The organism is Mucilaginibacter sp. (assembly GCF_036568825.1).
GTDB lineage: Bacteria > Bacteroidota > Bacteroidia > Sphingobacteriales > Sphingobacteriaceae > Mucilaginibacter.
The window spans coordinates 1-20,190 of sequence record NZ_DATCRU010000029.1; the positions used below are offsets into that span (position 1 = coordinate 1).

The following is a 20,190-nucleotide window of genomic DNA, read 5'->3' on the forward strand; positions in this document are numbered from 1 at the left end:
ATCTCATTGATTTACAGCATTTAATATACTTAAAATCCATGAGAAAAACAAGTTAAATATTTGATAATCAGATATTTATATCAACATATTAACACCCATAAAATGAAAAAGTCGGAAGATTTATTCTTCCGACCATCACTGCCCTTTAGAGTGCCTTTCTGTTTATGATCGAATAAAAAGTGGTTATGATTGGATGAAAGCAAGCAAATCTTTGTTGATAGTCGCAGCTTCTGTGGCAGGCATACCATGAGGGAAACCTGGGTAAGAAATCAATTTTCCATTCTTCAATAGCTTTACAGCCTTCGCGCCCGTAAGGGGAAAAGGAACGATCTGATCGTCTTCGCCGTGCATAACTAATACCGGAATATCTACGCTTTTAAGATCTTCTGTAAAATCTGTTTCGGAGAAAGCCTTAATACAGTCGACATGAGCTTTTACAGCGCCCATCATTCCCTGGCGCCACCAGTTGTCGCGGATTCCTTGTGATACTTTTGCGCCTTCGCGGTTGAAGCCGTAAAACGGAATGGTAAAATCCTGGAAGTATTGCGCCCGGTTGTTTGCTGTGCCTTCCCGTATTTCGTCAAATATGCCCATTGGAATACCGTCAGGGTTATTCTCATTTTTAACCATTATCGGTGTAACGGCGCTAATCAGCACAGCTTTGGCCACACGGCCTTGTCCATGTTTTGCAACGTACCTGATCACTTCACCGCCTCCGGTTGAGTGGCCAACATGGATCGCGTCTCTCAGGTCAAGCGCCTGGGCAAGTTCAGCTACGTCGGCTGCGTAGGTATCCATGTCGTGCCCGTCGGCAGTCTGGCTCGATCTGCCATGGCCGCGGCGGTCGTGGGCGATAACCCGGTATCCGTGTTGCAGGAAAAACATCATCTGCGCATCCCAGTCGTCGCCGGATAATGGCCACCCGTGATGAAAAACAATTGGTTGGCCGGTTCCCCAGTCTTTGTAATAAATTTCGGTTCCGTCTTTTACTGTAATTTTACTCATTGGTTTGATTTTAATGGTTGATGATAAGTTTCCATGATAGATTAGGCCGCGCTATCTACCGCAACGAAGGTAGGGAACAGAACCGGATTGATGATGTTCCAATTACGTTTAAAATTGTATGGATTATGTAAAAAAGACTGGGACTTATCATTTCGAACAGCATATATGACAAGAACTCCGTTACTGGTCGGCTGAACGTTTAATTTTCTTAACATACCGACTGCTTATCCATCCCATTTTGGCCGCTTTATGAGTAGTATCTTCAGATTCCTTATAAAATAGGTTTGCGTCCTGCTCGTAGAAATAATGTCCGTATGAACTATAATCACGGTCAATTTCTACCAACCACCACACGCGACCAGTTTTATCCGTTTGTACTGCAACAGCCCTGCCTTTTGTGCCTTTATTTAGGGTATCAATCGTGTTTCCTATAAGTGAATCCTGTGGAATTGCCCGATCATTAATTGTATTGTCGTCAATAACCGGCGCTAAACGCATTTTATAATTGTTATTCAATACTTCAAAATATATAGGATGATTTAAAAATTTTTTTGGCCAATAGGTACTATTAATACTGGCGGTTGTATAAGTATTGACAAATTTTAATGCCCCATCGTCATATTTGACATTATAAACTTTGCAGAAATCAATATAATCTTCACAACAACCGGAGTCAACAAAGTAAACGTTTGTCAATTTGTGATCTGTAAATCTCATGGCGGCTACGCTTTGTGTCTCCCTGAATACTAATTTAAAATCGTTGCCGGTGTTCAGCAAAAAAGCCACTTCCTGAGGTTCTCCACCACTATTGCCCTCGTAAATTATGTCGTCCAATCCATCACCATTAAAATCAAGTACGTGTAAAGTTTTTTCAAATTCAGCTCTACGCAATTTGGTAATATCCTGATCCGTGCAATATGTCGGGTATTCATTTTCGAGTAAATGTGAAGCAAGTTTTATAAACCTTTCTTTAAGGGGGGCATTCTGTTTTTCAAGGGATGTCCAATTAAATCTCTGGGCATCGCTGTATGGGAAAAGTGGAAGATACGATGATTGGTCTGTCTTTGAATTGCAATTTGAAAATAAAGCAATTGTGATAACGATAGCACATTTTATGCCGTATAGTTTACCGTCAAGAGTAAAATTCATGTGTAGCTTAGTTAGAGAAGTTGTGAAATAAGGTTAAGGATACAGAGTAATATAAAGAACGGTTAGGCACCGTAAAGCTATTGAATTTTCACCAATTAAAGCGATGGGGATATTCTGGACATAAAAAAAATATTTTTTACCTCAACTATTGCAACGTACGTTTTTAATACATACCTTTGGTTTATGAGTTTGTTTAAGAAGGATACACCCGCTGAAATGGTACCCACAAAAACCGAAATGGACGTGTTGCAGGTTTTGTGGCAGTATGGCCCGTCGACTGTGCGTTTTGTGCATGATAAGCTGAATGAGCAGAAAGAGGCGGTGATTTATACCAGCACATTGAAGCTGATGCAGGTGATGAAAGAAAAAGGGATGCTTGACCGTGACGAAAGCAGCATGAAACACGTCTATAGTGCAGCGTTGCAGGAGGATAAGGTGAAAGGGAATATGCTTGGCCGTTTTGTGGATTCGATGTATAATGGGTCGCCAAGCAGTTTGATGATGGCTTTACTGGGCAACGACAAAACATCGGCAGAGGAATTGCAAAAGATAAAGGATCTGCTAAACGAATTTGATGGTAAATAATTAAAAACCAATATGAACCTCCACCTTGATACCGCGGCGCAACGCATCATACAGGCCTTCAGCTGGATGCTGATCCATTCGCTTTGGCAAGGCTTGGTGCTGGCTATAGTAACAGCGGTTGTGCTTATTGCTACAAAGAAGTCGGGAGCAAGGCTGAGGTATAATTTGGTAGCGGTTCAGTTTTTATTATTTATAGCGGCCTGTTGCTGCACATTTGTATGGGAATGGTATCATGCCCATATAAAGGCTATCGGACCATTGGCCGGAACCATTGGTAATGAGGCCTCACAATGGTTCAGCTTTGATGCTGAAAGTATCCGGCGTTTTGCAAAAACCTGCGTCAGCTATTTTACTGCCAATGCGCCAATGGTGGTATTGCTGTGGTCGGTTTTGTTTGTTTTCCGCTCGGTGCGTATGATGGGTAGCCTGGTATATATCCATCGCGCAAAAAACAAATATACCTATGCGCCGCCTGCCAATTGGCAGCAAAGAGTGGAGGTTTTGTGCGAAAAATTGCAGATCAACAAAGCGGTTCGCTTGCTGGAATCGGGCTATGTAAAAGTGCCCATGGTGATCGGTCATCTTAAGCCTGTGATACTGATGCCTGTAGGATTGCTTGCCGGTTTACCTGCCGAACAGGTAGAGGCTGTATTATTGCATGAACTGGCACATATACGCCGTCACGATTATGTGGTGAACTTTCTGCAAACATTAGCCGAAACGGTCTTCTTCTTTAATCCCGGTTTGTTGTGGATGTCGTCGTTACTGAGAGATGAACGCGAGAATTGCTGTGACGATATTGCCCTGGAGCAAACAAAAAATAGGCGTGAGTTTGTGCAGGCGCTCATCAGCTTTAAAGAGCATGCGCTTAATAATAATCAATATGCCGTAGCGTTCCCGGGTAAGAAGAACCATCTGCTGCACCGTGTAAGCCGTATTATGAGCAATAAAAATCAAACACTCGGCCCGTCTGAAAAGGTGTTCTTTATGATGGGCATTGTAACGTTGTCGCTGGTAGTGGCTACTGCGGCAATTGCACAGATAAGGCCTGCAGAATATAAAGCTGCTAAGGAAAAGATCAATAGTATCTTGTCTGTTGATGCTACTCCGCCACCTGCCAAACCGTTACATCAGGATAAAAAAGTTTATTCCTATAAATCTATTGTAAAATCTGACGAACTAAAGAGTCCTGTGGAATATGCGGAAGCGGCATATAAATCAACCAGGGAAGATGAACTGAAAGCAAAACAAGAGGCTCAACAGGCATTAGCTGCCGAACTGGAGCAAAAGAAACGTGACCAGGATGAGTTTGTACGTGCGCAGGAACAGAATCAGAGGGATCAGCAGCAAGTGAAACGGGATCAGGAACAAGCAAAACGGGACCAGGAAAAGGCGGTATCCGATCAGCGAAAACAAAAGGAGCAAGCGTCAAGTGACCAGGAGCAAGGACGCCGCGATCAGGAGCAGGCAAAAAGAGACCAGGCACAAGCTCTGAAAGACCAGGAACAGGCACGTCGTGATCAACAACAGGCACTGCTAGATCAGGAGCAAGCGAAACGGGATCAGGAACAGGCCAAACGTGACCAGGAGCAGGCAGTTCGCGACGGACAAATGGCGAAAGTGAACGATGAACAGAACCGTGCTAATGATGCTCAAAACCAGGTAAACAACGAGCAGGCCGCCCGTAATGCTGAACAAGCCCGCAAGAATGCAGACCAGGCAGTAAAGAATGAGATACAGAACGCACGTAACAGAGAGCAAAGTCGCCTTAACGAGGAACAGGCAAAAAGGAATGACGAACAGGCTAAGAAAAACAAAGAGCAAGCAAAAAAGAACCAGGTAAGTGTACAGAATTAATAGTAGCATAATCCGGCCGGTTTAAGGAGGTGGCAGGCGCAGCCGCTGAAACAAATCAGGCGTCTTTATAAATCTAAAATTTCATGTTTTTAAAAATCCGCCCTCGGGTGGGGTGGTAGATTATTGTTCAAATTTTAAACTTAAGATCAACAAAAATGAAAGCAAAATACCTTGGGCTAATGGGGATGCTATTGGCCGCAATGACTGTATCGGCACAAATAAAAAAGTCGGCTAAAACAGCTTACGATGACGACAGTTACAACAGTTATGACCGCATACATACCGTGGAAGGCAAAAAAGTGGAGGATATAAAAGTAAACCGCAATGATAAAGTCTATAAGGCGGAATTTGTAAATGAGAAAATGACCGTGCTGTATGTGGATGGCGAAAAGATACCACAAGCTGACTGGAGTAAATATTCGGATGAAATAGCAGCGATCCGCGTGCAGATAGAGCTTAATAAAGAGCAGGCAAAAGCAAATGCAATACAGGCAAAGAAAAACCAGGAACAGGATCGGCTGAACGAAGAGCAGGCAAAGCGTAATGCTGAACAGGCTGTAAAGAATGAGATACAGGCAAAGAAAAATGCCGAGCAGAATGCCCGCAACGCAGAGCAAGCCCAGCGTAATGATGAGCAGAATGTAGTAAATAAAGAGCAAGCTAAACGTAATGCAGAGCAGGCGGTACGAAATGACGAGCAAGCCAAATTGAACCGGGAACAGGCCGCCCGTAATGGTGAACAAGCTAAAAAGAATGCAGAGCAAGCCGCAGAGACCGAACGTTTTATAAAGGAGCTTACCAAAGACCTTGTGAATGATAAGATTATTCCGGATGCGAATAGCCTGAAATATTTCAGCCTGAATACAGAGGGTATGACAGTGAACGGCGTGAAACAACCGGACGAGTTGTATAAAAAATACAAAGAAAAGTATAGCAAGCAATCATCCGGAGGGTTCAACTATTCACGGGATGGTATTATTATAACTAACTAACACTAGTTACTACAAGAGTTGGTAATTAAATAATTGGTAAGGCGAACATCAAAAACATAAAACAATGGGACCGTTTTGCATTACTGTTTTTTTAACCATGTGTATCACAGTTTATATTTTATTAAAAACAAGCAGAAGATGAAAATTACATTAAAAAGTGCCCTGTTGATAGGCGTACTAATACTAAGTACGGCCGCCATGGCGCAGCAAAAGAGCAAAAGGAGAACGGCGTATGTACAAAGCGGAAGTACGGAGTACGGCAACAATGTCTACACTTATAATGAAGAAGGCGGGGTTTTACATGAATATATCGAGACCCATTGGAAAGGCGATAAATATGAAATGAAACTGGTAGGCGGTAAGCTAGCCTTGCTGGTTGTGGACGGTGAGAAAATAGCGCCTGCCGATTATGGTAAGTACAGCGAAGTAATAAGCGAAATACGCGCGCAAATAAAACGTGACCGCGAACAAGCCAAGCGCGACCAGGCACAGGCCGTGCGGGATCAGGAACAAGCCAAACGCGACCAGGAACAGGCAAAAAAAGACCAGGCACAAGCAATAAGGGACCAGGAGCAGGCAAAGAGAGATCAGGAACAAGCTGGAAAAGACCAGGAGCAGGCTAAACGCGACCAGGAACAAGCGGGCAGAGATCAGGAACAGGCTAAACGTGACCAGGAGCAAGCGCAACGCGACCAGGTTCAGGCAAAACATGACCAGGAGGAGGCTGAAGAAGACCAGCGTGTGTTGAAACTGATGATGAGCGATCTGGTAAAAGATGGCATAGTTTCCAGTGAGGATGATGTGCACTCACTGCGTATGAATGCAGATGAGATGTGGGTAAACGGCAAAAGGATGACAGATACTGTGTTTGAAAAATACAAAAATAAATACCCCCGTTTTGCACATGGCCATAACGAGGGTGGTAATTTTAATGGGTTGAATGTAACGAATTGAGCAAAGGGGTTCGGCCCGACCTGCCCTTCTCCCCAAGAGAAGGGCTTTTCTTTTTAAAGCCTGGTAACCGTTCACAGATCACTGGTTAACTGCAATACCTAACAACTTTAATTAACAAGTGTTGAAATGTTGATATCTAAACAGTTACGTGTATTGAAGCCGTATGTAAATTCACATCATTCTAAGCCAAAACAATTATGAGTAAAGATGAAGTGATCCGGTTTCTGCAACTGGTAAAATATTACGAAGCGTTCCCAATCAATAAAGAACATTCGTCCTACAAAAAAATGGTTAAATACTGCCGTTGGAACGAGCTGGTAGTCGTTACTCCGGATGATCTGTGTGTGCTTTCTGATAAAGGTGTTAAACTCTTGACTGATGAAAACCGCAAGCCTGCACACCGATCATTGTTGGAAACAGAGTTGCAGCGAAAAGATGAATCAGTAAAAGCAACTTATTGGCTTGCCGGTGCTGCCGTATGTGTATTGGTGTTTTACGAGCTTTTTATAAAGGGTTATCTGCATTAATTTATTAAAAATAAGGATGTTAATTTAATGCTTACTATGCTTATTGGCATAATTTAACGTGTAAAAAAATTAATCACTGTCGTTGCTATAAATCTCATTTTCAACTAATTGTGTTAAAATGGTCTTAAGTGCAGCTTCACGTGCCCATTGTTGTTCTACGGGGCTGGCATCCTCACGATACCATTTAATGGCCTCACTGATCTCGATGCGGGTTTTGTAAGCAAAGTTTCCCTTTGGGTGTAATTTTGTACCCTCATAGCTGTTCAGGTTTTCGGCCCGTATTATTTTGGCGAAGTTTTTCAGGCTGACATCGAGCTGCAGGCATTCGTCAAGCGAATTTTTAAAATCTTGTTTGTCTTCTAACCAGAGGGTTAGCATATCGCCGTTGATTTCGTGTTCGGCAATAGAAATGCGGCTGTAGTCGTAATCTACAGAGATTACCAGCCACCATAATTCGTCTTTGAGTTTTTGGTTTAGTTTTATCATGTGTATTGTTTATTGGTTCATTTGTTCAATGGTTCATTGGTGGGTGCTTTAAGTGGAGCAGGTTAGTCATCGGGCATTAGTCACCAGGTTCTCTTGGGAAGAATAACTGATAACTAATGGCAAGTGACAAATGACTACCTGAATTTTGGCAGCCAGCCGGGGAAATACTTTTGTATCTCGGCAATGTGGGTACTGTACCTATTGCAGGCGTTTAGGTAGGCCTGGTAGCGTAACAGTAATTCAGGGTTTGTTTCGGGATGGTTCCCGCTCTGGTCGGAAGGTGTTCGTAATGCGGAATAGGCTAAGTACATAATCACTGATCTTTACAATATGATGGTTTGGTATATAATTCTTTTACTTGAAAAGTTTTTTCTTTAAATTCTGTAATTTTGAAACCAAGCCTTCAGAATTTTGTTGTACTTTCGAGAGGAATTATAATGCAATTATAAAGAATTATCAGTATTTTTACAAAATAAGATAAAGAAAAACTTTTCCACATTTATGCAAGATCAGTCAAAAACAAATAAGGTAAAGCGGATTCGTCCTGAAACTCTGGAGTTTATAATCCTTTATAACCAGCTCAGGGGGAAAGCTTTTAATGGGAATGCACAGCTGGCGGAAGTGCTCGGCTTCAATTCCCCTGCTTCGATCACTGAAATCATAAAGAGCCGGCAGAATATTGATCCGGATAAGCTTCAAATTTTTAAAGATAAATACAAAGATTTCCTGAATGATGCAAAGTCTGTCGCAAACACTCAACCTCAGTCTACGAATTTTGAGGGTATACCGATGTATGAGGTGGTGGCCACAGCATCTGGTGTGGAAGTTTATAAAGATATTAATGACAGTACGCCAATTGGCCACATGAACTTTCCGGGTATAGAGGATTGTGATTTTGCATTGCCTGTTTGGGGACACTCGATGTATCCTTACCTGGAAAATGGCTGCTGGGTGGCTTTGAAGGTGATCCATGACAATAAAATACTGCCCGGCGAAGTGTACTATATTGAATGGGGGGACTACCGCATGTATAAACGCCTGCTCGCCGGTGATAATGAGGATGAGGTGATCGCTCATAGCGACAATACTACTGAGCTTATCGGTGACCGGTTGAAATATGCACCTTTCATTATTAAAAAAGAAGATATCAAAAAGTTATGCCTTGTGAAGGATATTCATAAGAAGCATAATCATTAGTGAGTGGTGAGTGGTGAGTAGTGAGTAGTGAGTAGTGAATGGACTTTCTGTAACTTCGCGTTGGTTGCAGGAAATTTTTCGATAACTTGCATAGATCTCACTTGTCGCTATGGCTATTGCTCTTTATGTTTTGATTTCAAAATTGATAAAGTAAGTAGTTTCTCAAAACCTATTTAGGATAAAAGGATTAGTTCAGAAATCAGTGACAAACGTCTATAGTGAAGACTGCAAAATATATTCGCTGACATCCTCGCAATTCATATTCAGTCACAAATTTAATACGAGGTTTAATGGGGTGACTCCAGGCTCAGAGGAATACATTTTTAAGCTGACCGATAGAGCAGAGTTATTTTAACTCTTTTCTGCGGTAGGCCTGGTGTCGATATTAGTCATCGGTACAAGGCTGCGGCCACCAAGCAAACGGGCAGTGAAAAAGTAGATCCACACCAGTCGTGTAATTACTATCAAGCGCTCAAACACTCCGGTCAGGCTGCCTTTGTGTGTTGCAGAGTAAGTAAAAAGGATGCTTAGTGCAATCATAAACAATACGCTCAAAATTGTATATGTTGTCCATCCATGCCATTGTGGGTTGGCTGAGAAGCGGCCGTTAAACAAAAGCAGCCCCATGATAAGTGACAAAAATATAATTCCACCTGTGTAAAGCTGCACCTGGTGATTGAGACAAATGCCCAGTATGATTGAACCTAACCCCGTGAGCAAGTGAAAAAATGGGATTAGTGTACTTCCAAATCCACCTTCAAGTTCTTTACGCAAAGCGATGGCGAACACGCAGATCAGAAAGCCGGATATGATGTAATTCAGCGATTGAACCCAGCCATAAGGCTGCAGCTGAAGCCGGCTGATCGACTCGTGTATCATGTAATAGTTGGGCGATATCACCCCGAAGCAAAAATAAACGGTGCTAAATAATATGGCGCCTGCTACGCCCGAACATAATAATGCAGTTTGCAAACTTGTTCGCGGCGAAAGTAAGGAATCACTCGCGTCGGGTTCAGTCATGATAAAACGTTTTCAAGGCAGGGTTTAACACATACCAGGTATCAAACCGCGACTAAAGTAGCTATTTTACCCCAAAAAGAAGGATGGGTTGCGGGTAATTGTAAAATATTAGGGGGATTTTTATCCGTTCGGTCGTATTTACGTCCGTTTCAACGGGGAGAGGCGGGCTTAGGCTACCTGGCGTTCGTGGCCTGTGCCGTCATGCTGCCAGGCATCAACTACACTGTTTGTCAGTCCGTTGCCTTGTAATTTCTGCTCAAGCTTTGCCATGCATTTGCGTGTAAAATAATCGCAGCAGCAGCGAAGCGTGATCTGCCCATTTTCCAATCTAACCAGCGGCCTGATGTTATGCAATGGGCAGGTACTGGTTTCGAGGTCTAGTTTTATGGTAGAGTAATTCATGGTATAGGTACTATTTGATAATAGTGGTATAAAATTACGGTCAATTATTGCTCTTGCACTTTCTTAATTCTCAACATTGTGTTGATAGCCTGACCGGGATTATTTATTCTGTCTGCTTGTAACTCATTTATTAACAGATCATTCTCCCAATTGTTCAATATGGTTTCAAAGGATAGGCCTTTTAACTTGGTTTCTAATTTTGAAATATATTGTCGTGTAAGGAAAATGCAACAGCATCGTATTGTAAAACGGTCACTATCAATAACTAGCGCCGGATGAGCCTGGTGTATAGGGCACATCTGGCTTTTTATTAGTATTCCCTGTTCGTTATTGTTCATATATGATGCTTAAAAATATATACTCCTGATCTGTGATTTTTTGATCAACATTGTAAAATTATATACAAAAAGGGGGAAAAGGCCAGGTGAAAACACCGGACTTGATTGCGGTTTTTACGTAATATTTAACTTATAATCCAACAGTGAATATAGCATCCCCCAAACATAACAATAGCCAGGCCTCGCGCCCAGCTACAGTTATCTAATTAATTTAACTACGTTATTTTCAATGCAAGTATTGTGCCAGTATTTTCTGATATGGATAAGTATTTTAATTTAAAGGAAATTTTAATCCTGCAATACCCAATATGGATATTCTTTATTGAGCATGAACAAACCCCTGGCTTCATTCATACATTCTTCATGAAACTCACTGCAACAACAGCCAATTTGGAGCTCGTTTCCCATTATTTCTACAACAGGATGCACATCATGAACCGGACACAGCATGGTCTCAATGATTGATTTAACAGTTTCGGCAGATTCCATAATCGAAAGATTGATTAAATAGATAACCAATGAGTATTAACTTTAGTTTAAAAAAATTTCAGAAAAATGCAAATCGAATTGACACAGAGAGGATTATTTAGTGAATTTGTGAGTGGTGAAATAGTGAGTGGTGAATTAGTGAATGGTGAAATAGTGAGTGGTGAATTAGTGAATAGTGAAATAGTATAGTGGTTGGGCTTTTTTTAGAGATTCAATTATTTGCTGTTAGAAGAATAAGTTATTCTGAAGATAGTTCCTTTAAGGTCGTCGGCAACATATAGTGAACCGTCAGGGCCCTGGGCTATACCCATTGGACGATATTTTATGGGGCCGGAAGGTTTATTTAAATCGACGCCTGAAAAATTATCGGCAAATATCTCCCAATCACCCGATGGCTTGCCATTTTTAAATGGTACAAAAGCTACGAAAAAGCCTTTTTTAAGTTGACTCGATTGATTGTGAAAAACAATAAAAGCCCCATTTTTATATTTTTCAGGGAACTGGTTGCCTGTGTAAAATAATAAATCGTTAGGGCCAAGGTGTGCCGGGAAAGCCACAACGGGGTTCAGGTATTTATCTTCAACTGTTTTTTTGCCATCGCCACCATATTCGGGCGATAGTATTTTCTTTTTCTTAAAAGGGTCGTAATAAATAAATGGCCAGCCCGCGTCATCGCCTTTGCGGAGTTCGTACATTGTTTCGGCAGGCAGTTCAGCGCTTTGTTGAGGCGTATAATATTGCGGAAATTTATCATCGAACGAACCACGGCCATGTTGCGCTGCAAATAATGAGTTGGTACTGCCGTTCCAATCTATCCCCACTACATTTTTTAACCCCTTTGCATAATGCACGCCATCGCTGTAAGTTTGATTGGATTTATCCGCCTTAAATTGCCATATCCCACCAACGGAATCCAATAACGGGCAGCCCGGAATACCTTCTCCCGACCCCTCTTTACGGCAGCTCTCGTTATAGGAGCCGACAGCTACATACAAGTTACCCTGATCGTCGAGTGCTATTGATTTGGAATTGTCCCGTTTTCTATCTACCAGACCTTTCACAATCATTTCGCCTTTTGAGGTATCGGCAATTTCCTCCTTATCATTTAGTTTATACCGGTATACGGCTGAATTGGATGATGAATATAAGTATCCGTTTTTGATGCGAATGCCTGTGCCAGGGTAGCCTGCAAACGCACTTTTCTGTTCCATTACACCGTCATGATCGGTATCTGTGAGGAAAACAATACCCTTACCATCTTTGAGAGCATTTAGTTTTACATAGATATCTCCCTGACTGTTTACAGCCAAATGTCTTACCGGGCCTAATGAGTCTGCAATTATTGTAGCCGAAAATCCATCGGGCAGTTTTAGGTTAGCTTTGGCGGGCGCTTTACTTTTATGGCAGCCCGAAACAACGGTGAACGCAAGCGAAAGGCATGCGGCGGCTAAAACTACTTTACGCATAAGGAAAAAAATGATGTGGTTTTAATTGTCGCGGGCAAATCTATCGAAAATATTATCTGTCCGAATTACAATTTAAACTATCGCATGATTGTTACGAAAATTGATTTCAACAGATTATGTCCATCGCAGACACCATATTATAGCAATCATCATAACCAATACAACGACTCCCCATAAAATATAACGAGCGGCAATACTATCGGCGCGATAATCGGGATTGCGTTTATAGCGTTTGGTTTTTATATCCCAGACGTATTCAGATACGTCTGGATTTACATTTGGGTTTTTAAGTGACTCAGTACGATCAGGCATCGGCAATAAGGTTTATCCTAAGATAATTAGAATTTTAGTTACTTCAAACTGAGGCGGAGGAAAAAGCAGTAGTATTATTTGCCGTGGGCACTATGGTGGACTATAAGAGCATGATCGAAATCATGTTTGCAACTGCGGCAGAAATAGGTGGTATGTTTTTTCAGGACACCCAGGGCGATATAATAAATAGCGAGAATTATGCCGATGCAGAACACTGTTTCGCTAAATATGATAAATAACATCAATCCGGCGTTCCACTCGCCGGGTTTTAGCAAGGGGGCACGGATTACCAGGTAACCGAGAACAATAAAGACAAAGCATACTGCTGCAAACAGAAAATAACGTCGCCTGCTGTGGACAGCGATATTTTCGCATTTACATTTCGGACACTGTAACTTTTCCATTACAAATCGCTATATATAAAGTTAACAAAATTTTTTATCGAATGCAAGGGGGAATTAGTGAGTGGTGAGTAGTGAATAGTGAGCGGTGAATAGTGAATAGTAAATATTGACCATTCACTATTCACCACTCAACTATTTAACTATAAGTATTGATGTTGTAACGGTTATTTTCATTAAAATAAATAAAATTAATTTAAACAATGTTGTTACAAATGAGGTTGATTTAAGTAATTGTCTTATTGATTAACCAAAAAATCAATTAAAAACTATGAAAAAGTTATTTGCAGCGCTGTTGTTATCAGCATTCACATTCGGAACAATTGCTGTGTCAGCTCATCCAATTATGCAACAGGACACTACCAAGAAACATAAGATGAAACGCGACACAATGAAGAGAGACACTATGAAAAAACCACAGAAAAAGTAGAGGTCTTTTTTGAATAGTCCTGAAATAGTCAACCTATTTCAGGACTATTCATGATGTTATTTAATCAAAAATCGTCAGAGCGTTTGCTCATAGTGGCTGTTAGCAAATCGATCTTCTTTAAGAATAAGGCGTCCATAGCTTTTAGCACACGTTTCTCTTTACCTACCCCAATAACGCCACCGCCTTTTTCCTTATTCAGGTCGAACAAAGTATGCGGATCAGTTTTATTCCCATCTTCGTAGCTCACAGTGATATTATCAATGGTATAGCGGTAACGCCCCTTCTTCATTTCAATTTTAATGGCATATTTCAGCGTCATAGGTTCGTCGCCTATGCCGGTTTGGGTTTTATAAGTTGCAGGTTCCTCTATATCGGCTATTACTGTGCCTCCCGTGGCATCGTCGGTAGTAATTTTAGTGTTAACCAGGGCAAGCTTGGTTATAAATAATTTTGCATCCTTGTACAGATCAGAAACCGTAAATGAGGTATCCACTTTTACCACATCGCCATAATAAAGGTAACGGTCTTCGGCTTTGTAATTAAACGGGTCCTGTTTAGTTTGAGCAGATGCAAACAAGGGGATTAAAAAAGCTGCGGCAAGTAATATCTTTTTCATACGGGTAAAGGTTTTGTATGATCAAGTTTAGTCAAATTATCTGGCATTGATGCACTTGCATTAAAAAATCCTGCAAAATCTGATCGGTAACTGATAAACCGAATTTGTTATAAGAATTACTCCGGAAAGAATAAAACCCGATTAGTCAAGCGACGATCTGCGGCTTCCCCATTTGATAATCGACAGGTCTAGCTGAACCAGGATGATGTGAGCCATTACGAACAAAACAAAATAAAAAACGAGGGTTTGCAGCCAGGTGCCCACGCCGAAGTTATTGATAATGAGTTGGAAAAGGTTGTTCGCCATAGTCAGGGGGAATAAATATACGTAACTAAAACTTAAAAAAGCAAGTGTGCACAGGGGTGATGCAAATACAGTTAGAATTAATTATTCTGTAAATTTAATTAACTTATAAGAATAAACAATGACTTTTATTAACCTATTTGTGATGATTGTTGCCTTAATGAAAAGATTCTAATTTTTTAAATTTTAAGCGTTGATTATCAATTCGATACAAAATTTCCGTAAAAACGCATAAAATCATGTGCAAGCAGATAAAAGTTGTATCTGTTTGTACTTCAATTGAATATGATTTTTATAAAAATTTTGTTACAAATGCGGCTTTTAATAACCAATAATTAAGCAGGGTTCTCAATCCAGTCTTTTTTCATAACAATAAAACCGAAGGTTGGGACGAAAGCTCAACCCTATTTCCCCGGCGTATTTATAACCTAGCTTCGGAAACAATTGCTGTGTAGCCCGGTTGCTGGTATTTGTATCGATGCGGAGAGTTTTTATGCCGCGTCTGATTGCTTCATCTTCGGCCTGCTGCATTAGTTTGGCTGCAATACCTTGTCCGCGATAGCGGGTACTTACTGCCAGACGGTGTGTCACGATGGCGGTTTCATTCAGATCCCAGCCCACCTGTGCGTACTCAGGCTCCTGGTCGGTTGTAATGGCCGAGACACCGGCTATATCGCCATCGGCATCTGCGACCCAAAGCTGATGCAATTCAATATCTTTTTCAAACACGGCGGCATTGGGGTAGGAGTTATCCCACTGAAAATTTCCGCCTGCATTCATTACAGGTACTACTTCGGCTATCAGTTTCATAATGCCGGGAATATCATTTAATGTGGCCAGCCGGATGATCATGGTGGTAAAAGTAAACAGCCGTTACGAGAAAAACTTTATTAAGAAATAATATTGTTTTAACCCGACAAAAGGGCGTTTATTGGGCTTCCCGGGACACTTGCAAAATTCATTGACCAAAATTTAAATCACAGTGTCCTGTTATTTTATTTCCTGATTGCTTTTTGTGGAAAATATGTGGTCTGGCCTCATTTTTTGCCCGGTTTGGGATACACAAATTGGGGCGAAAGAGTATCAGATGGGGAATAAAATATTCACATTCCACAATTCTATACACTCCAAAATGGTGTTTTAAGTTCAAAAACGGTTGGTCTGACTTTTGCCTATAGATAAAACGAAAAACATAAAACAAACTAATACCATGATTTACATACTTTCAATTATCGTCTTAGTAGCAGTGATAGGATTAGTTACTGCAAAGCTAAATGCAAAAACGCCGTGTGCACATGACTGGCACGAACACGACAGTAAATGCACATGCAGCAAGTGCGGTAAAACCATTCCGAACTACAATTATAGTGGTTCGCAATTTACAGAAGCAGCTTAAAATCTTACCAAACATAACAGCAAACCCTGTGGCGTGAAATTGGGCACAAAACAGGTATCATTTCCAAGTAGTTTTTTTAGAAGAAAGCCTTTTTTAAGGCTTTTCTTATTTTATATCAAGTCCGTAAGTTTCGGTACATAATAGCTTTCAAGCCTGTTAGTTAGCTAGCAGAATTTCCCCGTCTTTATAGCTGCGCTTTTATCATTGCCGGCACCACATAAACCGAATACGTGTATAGTCAATTTAGCTCGTGCCGTAAAATACATGGGTGCTCTCCTTTAAATTCCCCATCTATGCGGCAATACCCCATTTCGTTATTGTCGCAAATAAATTGTGCTTGTTCCCAGCTATCCGCCTCTATTACAGGGCCATTATATAAACATAACTCACCTGTATATGGATTGATAGCCTGTATGCTTGTTGTAAACCTCATTTGAATGGTTATTATTAGTAGTAATAACAGCCTGCAATAAATAAGGTGTCAGATTTATTTTATTCTCTCATATATTAGTTCCAACAAATTTCATGATCGACTATTTAAGCTAAACCCTGATGGGGTTGGCATCGTATAATAATTAAACCTTTCCAATTTCCAATGAAACGAGCCCCCCTTGTTGTGATTTGGCTGCTTGCTATTCAGGCAATGAGTATGCAGGTCGCTTCCGGTCAGCATCACCAGAAATCTAAGCATCATCCTAAAGTAAAGCCCTCGATATTTCCTGTGCTGCCTAAATATGCCAAAAGACTTGAAGGTTTCGTACCCAAAGGCTGGAAAATAAAAGATACAGTAACCGGAGATCTTAATAATGACAAAGCAGCAGACCTGGTAATGGTATTAGAGGGCCGCCATCGTGCTACAGAGCACGGAGAGGACACTCATCCAAGAATATTGATGATAGCGCTCAACGCAGGCAATCATTACGAACTGAAACTACAGCAGAATAATTTTATATTACGCAGCAGGGAAATGTATGATACTGATCCTTATAAAGATATTACGATAGCCAAGGGCGCCCTATATATTCATTTCGACCTGGTGCATGATGGTGGAGAGGATAAGCTGTTATATATGATCAAATATCAATTGAATGATTTTTATTTGATAGGTGCTACCCGTACTAGCCGCTCAGACGGTGGGTATGAACGCTCGTCGGATTTTGATTTCTCAACCAGGAAATATATCTACAAATCAAGTTTCCCTAATGGTTATGGCAAGCGGCATAGGACAAGACAAAAAAAGTTGCCTCCGCATGTGCTCAAAAAACTAAGCGAATTGTATGAGCCGCTTACCTGGGAAGTTTTTGATGATGAAGTTATTTAAGATTGTTCAGGACAAATCTTTTTCCATATAAATCGTCCCGGAAAGCGGATTATAACGATAAGGCTCTATCTCATAAAAGTCAAATGAGCGATAAAGCTGTTGCGCTTTGGCCATATTTGCAAGCGTATCTAATCTGAGTTTTTTATATCCCAATATTTTAGCCAGATCAATAGACCGTTGTAAAAGTTCTACCCCAATTTTTAACCCGCGATGCTCATCCTTTACATACATGCGCTTAAGTTCGGCTGTGTCGCCATCTAATCGTCTTACACCTGCGCACCCAACAGGTAAATCATCATTGAATACCAGCAGTAGTCCACCAAAAGGTTCGTAATATTGCTGGTTAATAGCATCCAGCTCCGTGGCGAAATTCTGAAATGAGAGATCAACATTTAAAGACCGGGCATATTCTTGAAAGAGCTTTTTGCCTGTTTCAAAGTCTTCATTTGTGTTTGCAATACGATAGATGATAGTCATGTTATTTGGCAGAAGTTTTTAGTTTGATGGGCTCCGAAATTATGCAATTCTGCTTATATGGCCTATCTGTAAGAGAGTAAAAACATTTAAGTTGCTTAAATTATTATATTTGTAACTGCCTTATCTGCTGCCAATACCTTCTGCAAGATGAAAAACGATAGACCATTATTCACTGAAACAAGCGCTATACACAGGTTTCTGATGTGGTCTGAAAAACGCAAAAACGGACCTTTCTATTTCAGGTATGGGTTTCCTATTGTCCTGGTGATAATTGCTACTCTTTTAAAAATTCAATTTTTGGGTTCGCTTGGTGCAAGTAGCCCATTCCTGCTATACTTTGCGATAGTTTGCTTGTCTACCGTTATGGCTGGTATTGGTCCGGCAGTAGTGGCTATTGTCTTGTCGGCTGTGGCGGCCGATTATTTTTTCATCTTACCAAAAAATGCTTTCAATTTTACAGCTATTGCAGTTTATAAAATAGCTGTTTTTTTGGGGGAGAGTATTTTTATCATTCTTTTAAGCTCGGCCATCATGTCGGCTTACCGGCGGGTGAACCAGATACAAACCTTGTTCAGGGCTATGATAGAGAAAGGGTCAGAAGGTATTGTGCTGACTAATCGCGAAGGAAAAAGGGTGTATGTTAGTCCGTCTATCGAGCGGATCATCGGTTACACAGCAGAAGAGTTCCTGGTGATGGAGCCCTGGGTGTTGGCCGACCCGGATGAGCTGCAGGAAATGAAAACCAGAATGGAAGATCTGCAGAAACATCCGGGCAAAAATATTTCGTTCATCCATCGTATGCGCCATAAGGATGGCAGGTGGATATGGCTGGAGAATTCAATTACCAACCTGCTGGACGATGAGTCGGTATGTGCAATAGTGGCCAATTTTTATAATGTGACCGAAAGGGTAATACTGGAGCAAAAAAAGGATGATTTTATAGGCATTGCCAGTCATGAACTGAAAACACCCATCACTACCCTTAAAGCATCGATACAACTAATGGACAGGATGAAAACTGATCCTTCACACGATATGCTGCCCAAGCTGATAGACCGCTCGAAAAGAAACGTCGATAAACTAACTGAGTTGGTTGAGGAGTTGCTGAATGCCAGTCAGATAGGGCAGGGGCATCTTCAACTTACTAAAACGGATTTTATAGTGACTGATTTACTAATAGAATGCTGCCATCATATACATGCGGCCGACAAACATAATCTGATCGTCGAAGGAGATAACGATTTACAGGTTTGTGCAGATAAGGGCCGGATTGACCAGGTTGTAGTGAATTTTGTAAATAATGCCATTAAGTATGCCCCGCAATCAAAGGATATATTTTTAAATGTAGAACGGGTTAACAGTGACGCAAAAATTTCAGTAAAGGATAATGGTCCCGGCGTAGCTCCCGAAAAACTGCCTTATATTTTTGACCGTTATTATCGTGCTGAAGTAAATAACTTTAATAACTCCGGGCTGGGACTTGGATTATACATAAGCTCGGAAATAATAAAAAAACATGGCGGGCAAATAGGAGTGGATAGTAAACCAGGTGATGGAAGCACCTTTTGGTTTACGCTGCCTCTTTAAACGAAAAGCGTTGCTGACTATCAGAAAAATACTTTTATAACCAGTTCGTAAACCAATATTCCGCCTACGGCTGCTCCTGCAAGCAAATAGGTTGCTTTCATGGCCTTGTCAGTTACCGGCGGGTAAGTGCTTAATGAAGGAAGCTGGTCGTCCCATTCAATTTTGCCATTTAACAAATCCCATCCTTTAATGGATATAATGTAATTTCCGTCGGGTGTTGCATTTACAAATTTTGTACGAAGACAATATTTACCAATTTCGTTATAATCTGCTTCTTCGGCACTCAGGGGTAATACTTCATAATACATCAATAGTTGTAAAAAGCGGATCACTTCATCTTTGCGCATATCAATCAGGGTTTAGATTTATATTAATTTAAGCATATTATCTGACTTACTGATCGTTGTATGCAGAGGAATAGGAAAAAGATATGAACATTTCCACAAGAGCTGTTTAGTTGAATGCTGGTTAGGTTTTGATTACCAATTGATTATGTGTTAGAAAATATTTGAGAATAATTTTTAGCCATTTTTACCCTGTATGAAAAAAATTAACATTTGCGAAAACCTTTACGAAAGTTTGTTGTTACACTCACTGTACCGGACTTATTATTTCAATTTGATATGAAAGCAACAACAGTAAAAGCATTTATCGAGTCGATCTATTGCACTACTCACAAAGAGCATCCGCAGGTTTCCATAGATAGCGAAGGCCATGTATGTGTAGAGTGTTGCTGTATGCAGTTTCAGAAGCAGTGTAATTACCTGGTAAATATCTTATTCCGCCCGGGCCATAAAACATACCAGTCTGATACGCTTACCCTGGCCTGATTTTGGACTGGTTCAGAATAAGCAATTTTAGGATCAGCGATTTATTTTAA

General features: G+C 40.9%; 25 protein-coding genes. 10 read left to right on the top strand and 15 right to left on the bottom strand.

Annotation, left to right across the window (positions count from 1 at the left end):
- Positions 1-183 precede the first annotated feature (183 nt).
- Together VIM89_RS06140 and VIM89_RS06145 are read right to left on the bottom strand one after the other, a co-directional pair.
- Positions 184-1,005 (bottom strand): alpha/beta fold hydrolase, encoded by an 822-nt coding sequence (locus VIM89_RS06140; RefSeq protein WP_488155258.1) that lies wholly within the window; start codon positions 1,003-1,005, stop codon positions 184-186.
- Positions 1,006-1,185: 180 nt separating this feature from the next.
- Positions 1,186-2,154 carry a hypothetical protein gene (locus VIM89_RS06145; RefSeq protein ID WP_488155259.1) on the bottom strand — a complete coding sequence of 323 codons (969 nt, stop codon included), beginning with the start codon at positions 2,152-2,154 and terminating at the stop codon, positions 1,186-1,188.
- 183 nt (positions 2,155-2,337) lie between these two features.
- Between VIM89_RS06145 and VIM89_RS06150 the strand changes: the two genes are divergently transcribed.
- The 5 genes from VIM89_RS06150 to VIM89_RS06170 all read left to right on the top strand — a co-directional run bounded on the left by VIM89_RS06150 (position 2,338) and on the right by VIM89_RS06170 (position 7,069).
- Positions 2,338-2,739, top strand: a complete 402-nt coding sequence (locus VIM89_RS06150; RefSeq protein ID WP_488155260.1) for a BlaI/MecI/CopY family transcriptional regulator — start codon at positions 2,338-2,340, stop codon at positions 2,737-2,739.
- Between the two features lie 12 nt (positions 2,740-2,751).
- Positions 2,752-4,596, top strand: coding sequence for a M56 family metallopeptidase (locus VIM89_RS06155; RefSeq protein WP_488155261.1), 1,845 nt, complete (start codon positions 2,752-2,754; stop codon positions 4,594-4,596).
- Positions 4,597-4,751: 155 nt separating this feature from the next.
- Positions 4,752-5,588 (top strand): hypothetical protein, encoded by an 837-nt coding sequence (locus tag VIM89_RS06160; protein WP_488155262.1) that lies wholly within the window; start codon positions 4,752-4,754, stop codon positions 5,586-5,588.
- Between the two features lie 138 nt (positions 5,589-5,726).
- Positions 5,727-6,542, top strand: coding sequence for a hypothetical protein (locus VIM89_RS06165; protein ID WP_488155263.1), 816 nt, complete (start codon positions 5,727-5,729; stop codon positions 6,540-6,542).
- Between the two features lie 197 nt (positions 6,543-6,739).
- Positions 6,740-7,069, top strand: a complete 330-nt coding sequence (locus tag VIM89_RS06170; RefSeq protein ID WP_488155264.1) for a hypothetical protein — start codon at positions 6,740-6,742, stop codon at positions 7,067-7,069.
- A gap of 69 nt (positions 7,070-7,138) precedes the next feature.
- On the opposite strand, the gene VIM89_RS06175 is transcribed toward VIM89_RS06170, so the two are convergent.
- Together VIM89_RS06175 and VIM89_RS06180 are read right to left on the bottom strand one after the other, a co-directional pair.
- The gene (locus VIM89_RS06175; RefSeq protein WP_488155265.1) at positions 7,139-7,555 is read right to left on the bottom strand and encodes a hypothetical protein; all 417 of its coding nucleotides are present in this window, start codon (positions 7,553-7,555) and stop codon (positions 7,139-7,141) included.
- A gap of 134 nt (positions 7,556-7,689) precedes the next feature.
- Entirely contained in the window at positions 7,690-7,866 is a 177-nt protein-coding gene (locus VIM89_RS06180) for a hypothetical protein (RefSeq protein WP_488155266.1), read from the bottom strand.
- Positions 7,867-8,056: 190 nt separating this feature from the next.
- Between VIM89_RS06180 and VIM89_RS06185 the strand changes: the two genes are divergently transcribed.
- Positions 8,057-8,752 (top strand): S24 family peptidase, encoded by a 696-nt coding sequence (locus VIM89_RS06185; protein WP_488155267.1) that lies wholly within the window; start codon positions 8,057-8,059, stop codon positions 8,750-8,752.
- 351 nt (positions 8,753-9,103) lie between these two features.
- On the opposite strand, the gene VIM89_RS06190 is transcribed toward VIM89_RS06185, so the two are convergent.
- The 8 genes from VIM89_RS06190 to VIM89_RS06225 all read right to left on the bottom strand — a co-directional run bounded on the left by VIM89_RS06190 (position 9,104) and on the right by VIM89_RS06225 (position 15,381).
- Positions 9,104-9,772 (bottom strand): DUF998 domain-containing protein, encoded by a 669-nt coding sequence (locus VIM89_RS06190; protein ID WP_488155268.1) that lies wholly within the window; start codon positions 9,770-9,772, stop codon positions 9,104-9,106.
- Positions 9,773-9,940: 168 nt separating this feature from the next.
- On the bottom strand, positions 9,941-10,174 hold the full coding sequence (locus VIM89_RS06195; RefSeq protein ID WP_488155269.1) for a hypothetical protein: 234 nt from the start codon (positions 10,172-10,174) through the stop codon (positions 9,941-9,943).
- A gap of 626 nt (positions 10,175-10,800) precedes the next feature.
- Positions 10,801-11,001, bottom strand: a complete 201-nt coding sequence (locus VIM89_RS06200) for a hypothetical protein (protein WP_488155270.1) — start codon at positions 10,999-11,001, stop codon at positions 10,801-10,803.
- Positions 11,002-11,216: 215 nt separating this feature from the next.
- Complete coding sequence (locus VIM89_RS06205; protein WP_488155271.1) at positions 11,217-12,467, bottom strand: PQQ-dependent sugar dehydrogenase; 1,251 nt, start codon at positions 12,465-12,467, stop codon at positions 11,217-11,219.
- 386 nt (positions 12,468-12,853) lie between these two features.
- On the bottom strand, positions 12,854-13,183 hold the full coding sequence (locus VIM89_RS06210) for a hypothetical protein (RefSeq protein WP_488155272.1): 330 nt from the start codon (positions 13,181-13,183) through the stop codon (positions 12,854-12,856).
- Between the two features lie 491 nt (positions 13,184-13,674).
- Positions 13,675-14,226 carry a DUF4468 domain-containing protein gene (locus tag VIM89_RS06215; protein WP_488155273.1) on the bottom strand — a complete coding sequence of 184 codons (552 nt, stop codon included), beginning with the start codon at positions 14,224-14,226 and terminating at the stop codon, positions 13,675-13,677.
- Positions 14,227-14,367: 141 nt separating this feature from the next.
- Positions 14,368-14,532: a hypothetical protein gene (locus VIM89_RS06220; RefSeq protein ID WP_488155274.1), complete on the bottom strand. Its 165-nt coding sequence runs from the start codon at positions 14,530-14,532 to the stop codon at positions 14,368-14,370.
- A gap of 345 nt (positions 14,533-14,877) precedes the next feature.
- Positions 14,878-15,381 carry a GNAT family N-acetyltransferase gene (locus VIM89_RS06225; protein ID WP_488155275.1) on the bottom strand — a complete coding sequence of 168 codons (504 nt, stop codon included), beginning with the start codon at positions 15,379-15,381 and terminating at the stop codon, positions 14,878-14,880.
- Between the two features lie 358 nt (positions 15,382-15,739).
- Here VIM89_RS06225 and VIM89_RS06230 point away from each other — a divergent pair, with 358 nt between their 5' ends.
- Entirely contained in the window at positions 15,740-15,925 is a 186-nt protein-coding gene (locus tag VIM89_RS06230; protein WP_488155276.1) for a hypothetical protein, read from the top strand.
- Positions 15,926-16,163: 238 nt separating this feature from the next.
- On the opposite strand, the gene VIM89_RS06235 is transcribed toward VIM89_RS06230, so the two are convergent.
- Positions 16,164-16,358: a hypothetical protein gene (locus tag VIM89_RS06235; protein WP_488155277.1), complete on the bottom strand. Its 195-nt coding sequence runs from the start codon at positions 16,356-16,358 to the stop codon at positions 16,164-16,166.
- A 162-nt stretch (positions 16,359-16,520) separates the two neighbouring features.
- On the opposite strand from VIM89_RS06235, the gene VIM89_RS06240 reads away from it, so the two are divergent.
- Positions 16,521-17,246: a hypothetical protein gene (locus VIM89_RS06240; protein WP_488155278.1), complete on the top strand. Its 726-nt coding sequence runs from the start codon at positions 16,521-16,523 to the stop codon at positions 17,244-17,246.
- A 6-nt stretch (positions 17,247-17,252) separates the two neighbouring features.
- Here the strand turns inward: VIM89_RS06240 and VIM89_RS06245 are convergent, their stop codons facing one another.
- Positions 17,253-17,723 carry a GNAT family N-acetyltransferase gene (locus tag VIM89_RS06245; RefSeq protein WP_488155279.1) on the bottom strand — a complete coding sequence of 157 codons (471 nt, stop codon included), beginning with the start codon at positions 17,721-17,723 and terminating at the stop codon, positions 17,253-17,255.
- 147 nt (positions 17,724-17,870) lie between these two features.
- On the opposite strand from VIM89_RS06245, the gene VIM89_RS06250 reads away from it, so the two are divergent.
- Positions 17,871-19,310 carry an ATP-binding protein gene (locus VIM89_RS06250; RefSeq protein WP_488155280.1) on the top strand — a complete coding sequence of 480 codons (1,440 nt, stop codon included), beginning with the start codon at positions 17,871-17,873 and terminating at the stop codon, positions 19,308-19,310.
- 20 nt (positions 19,311-19,330) lie between these two features.
- Here VIM89_RS06250 and VIM89_RS06255 read toward each other — a convergent pair whose 3' ends face one another.
- A complete protein-coding gene (locus VIM89_RS06255; protein WP_488155281.1) occupies positions 19,331-19,657 on the bottom strand; it encodes a hypothetical protein in 327 nt (108 codons plus the stop codon).
- A 276-nt stretch (positions 19,658-19,933) separates the two neighbouring features.
- Between VIM89_RS06255 and VIM89_RS06260 the strand changes: the two genes are divergently transcribed.
- Positions 19,934-20,140, top strand: coding sequence for a hypothetical protein (locus VIM89_RS06260; protein ID WP_488155282.1), 207 nt, complete (start codon positions 19,934-19,936; stop codon positions 20,138-20,140).
- Positions 20,141-20,190 lie beyond the last annotated feature (50 nt).

Excerpts from the sequence above, each read along its gene's own strand:
- VIM89_RS06140 (WP_488155258.1), bottom strand. The coding sequence starts at position 1,005 with ATGAGTAAAATTACAGTAAAAGACGGAACCGAAATTTATTACAAAGAC.
- VIM89_RS06145 (WP_488155259.1), bottom strand. The coding sequence starts at position 2,154 with ATGAATTTTACTCTTGACGGTAAACTATACGGCATAAAATGTGCTATC.
- VIM89_RS06150 (WP_488155260.1), top strand. The coding sequence starts at position 2,338 with ATGAGTTTGTTTAAGAAGGATACACCCGCTGAAATGGTACCCACAAAA.
- VIM89_RS06155 (WP_488155261.1), top strand. The coding sequence starts at position 2,752 with ATGAACCTCCACCTTGATACCGCGGCGCAACGCATCATACAGGCCTTC.
- VIM89_RS06160 (WP_488155262.1), top strand. The coding sequence starts at position 4,752 with ATGAAAGCAAAATACCTTGGGCTAATGGGGATGCTATTGGCCGCAATG.
- VIM89_RS06165 (WP_488155263.1), top strand. The coding sequence starts at position 5,727 with ATGAAAATTACATTAAAAAGTGCCCTGTTGATAGGCGTACTAATACTA.
- VIM89_RS06170 (WP_488155264.1), top strand. The coding sequence starts at position 6,740 with ATGAGTAAAGATGAAGTGATCCGGTTTCTGCAACTGGTAAAATATTAC.
- VIM89_RS06175 (WP_488155265.1), bottom strand. The coding sequence starts at position 7,555 with ATGATAAAACTAAACCAAAAACTCAAAGACGAATTATGGTGGCTGGTA.
- VIM89_RS06180 (WP_488155266.1), bottom strand. The coding sequence starts at position 7,866 with ATGTACTTAGCCTATTCCGCATTACGAACACCTTCCGACCAGAGCGGG.
- VIM89_RS06185 (WP_488155267.1), top strand. The coding sequence starts at position 8,057 with ATGCAAGATCAGTCAAAAACAAATAAGGTAAAGCGGATTCGTCCTGAA.
- VIM89_RS06190 (WP_488155268.1), bottom strand. The coding sequence starts at position 9,772 with ATGACTGAACCCGACGCGAGTGATTCCTTACTTTCGCCGCGAACAAGT.
- VIM89_RS06195 (WP_488155269.1), bottom strand. The coding sequence starts at position 10,174 with ATGAATTACTCTACCATAAAACTAGACCTCGAAACCAGTACCTGCCCA.
- VIM89_RS06200 (WP_488155270.1), bottom strand. The coding sequence starts at position 11,001 with ATGGAATCTGCCGAAACTGTTAAATCAATCATTGAGACCATGCTGTGT.
- VIM89_RS06205 (WP_488155271.1), bottom strand. The coding sequence starts at position 12,467 with ATGCGTAAAGTAGTTTTAGCCGCCGCATGCCTTTCGCTTGCGTTCACC.
- VIM89_RS06210 (WP_488155272.1), bottom strand. The coding sequence starts at position 13,183 with ATGGAAAAGTTACAGTGTCCGAAATGTAAATGCGAAAATATCGCTGTC.
- VIM89_RS06215 (WP_488155273.1), bottom strand. The coding sequence starts at position 14,226 with ATGAAAAAGATATTACTTGCCGCAGCTTTTTTAATCCCCTTGTTTGCA.
- VIM89_RS06220 (WP_488155274.1), bottom strand. The coding sequence starts at position 14,532 with ATGGCGAACAACCTTTTCCAACTCATTATCAATAACTTCGGCGTGGGC.
- VIM89_RS06225 (WP_488155275.1), bottom strand. The coding sequence starts at position 15,381 with ATGATCATCCGGCTGGCCACATTAAATGATATTCCCGGCATTATGAAA.
- VIM89_RS06230 (WP_488155276.1), top strand. The coding sequence starts at position 15,740 with ATGATTTACATACTTTCAATTATCGTCTTAGTAGCAGTGATAGGATTA.
- VIM89_RS06235 (WP_488155277.1), bottom strand. The coding sequence starts at position 16,358 with ATGAGGTTTACAACAAGCATACAGGCTATCAATCCATATACAGGTGAG.
- VIM89_RS06240 (WP_488155278.1), top strand. The coding sequence starts at position 16,521 with ATGAAACGAGCCCCCCTTGTTGTGATTTGGCTGCTTGCTATTCAGGCA.
- VIM89_RS06245 (WP_488155279.1), bottom strand. The coding sequence starts at position 17,723 with ATGACTATCATCTATCGTATTGCAAACACAAATGAAGACTTTGAAACA.
- VIM89_RS06250 (WP_488155280.1), top strand. The coding sequence starts at position 17,871 with ATGAAAAACGATAGACCATTATTCACTGAAACAAGCGCTATACACAGG.
- VIM89_RS06255 (WP_488155281.1), bottom strand. The coding sequence starts at position 19,657 with ATGCGCAAAGATGAAGTGATCCGCTTTTTACAACTATTGATGTATTAT.
- VIM89_RS06260 (WP_488155282.1), top strand. The coding sequence starts at position 19,934 with ATGAAAGCAACAACAGTAAAAGCATTTATCGAGTCGATCTATTGCACT.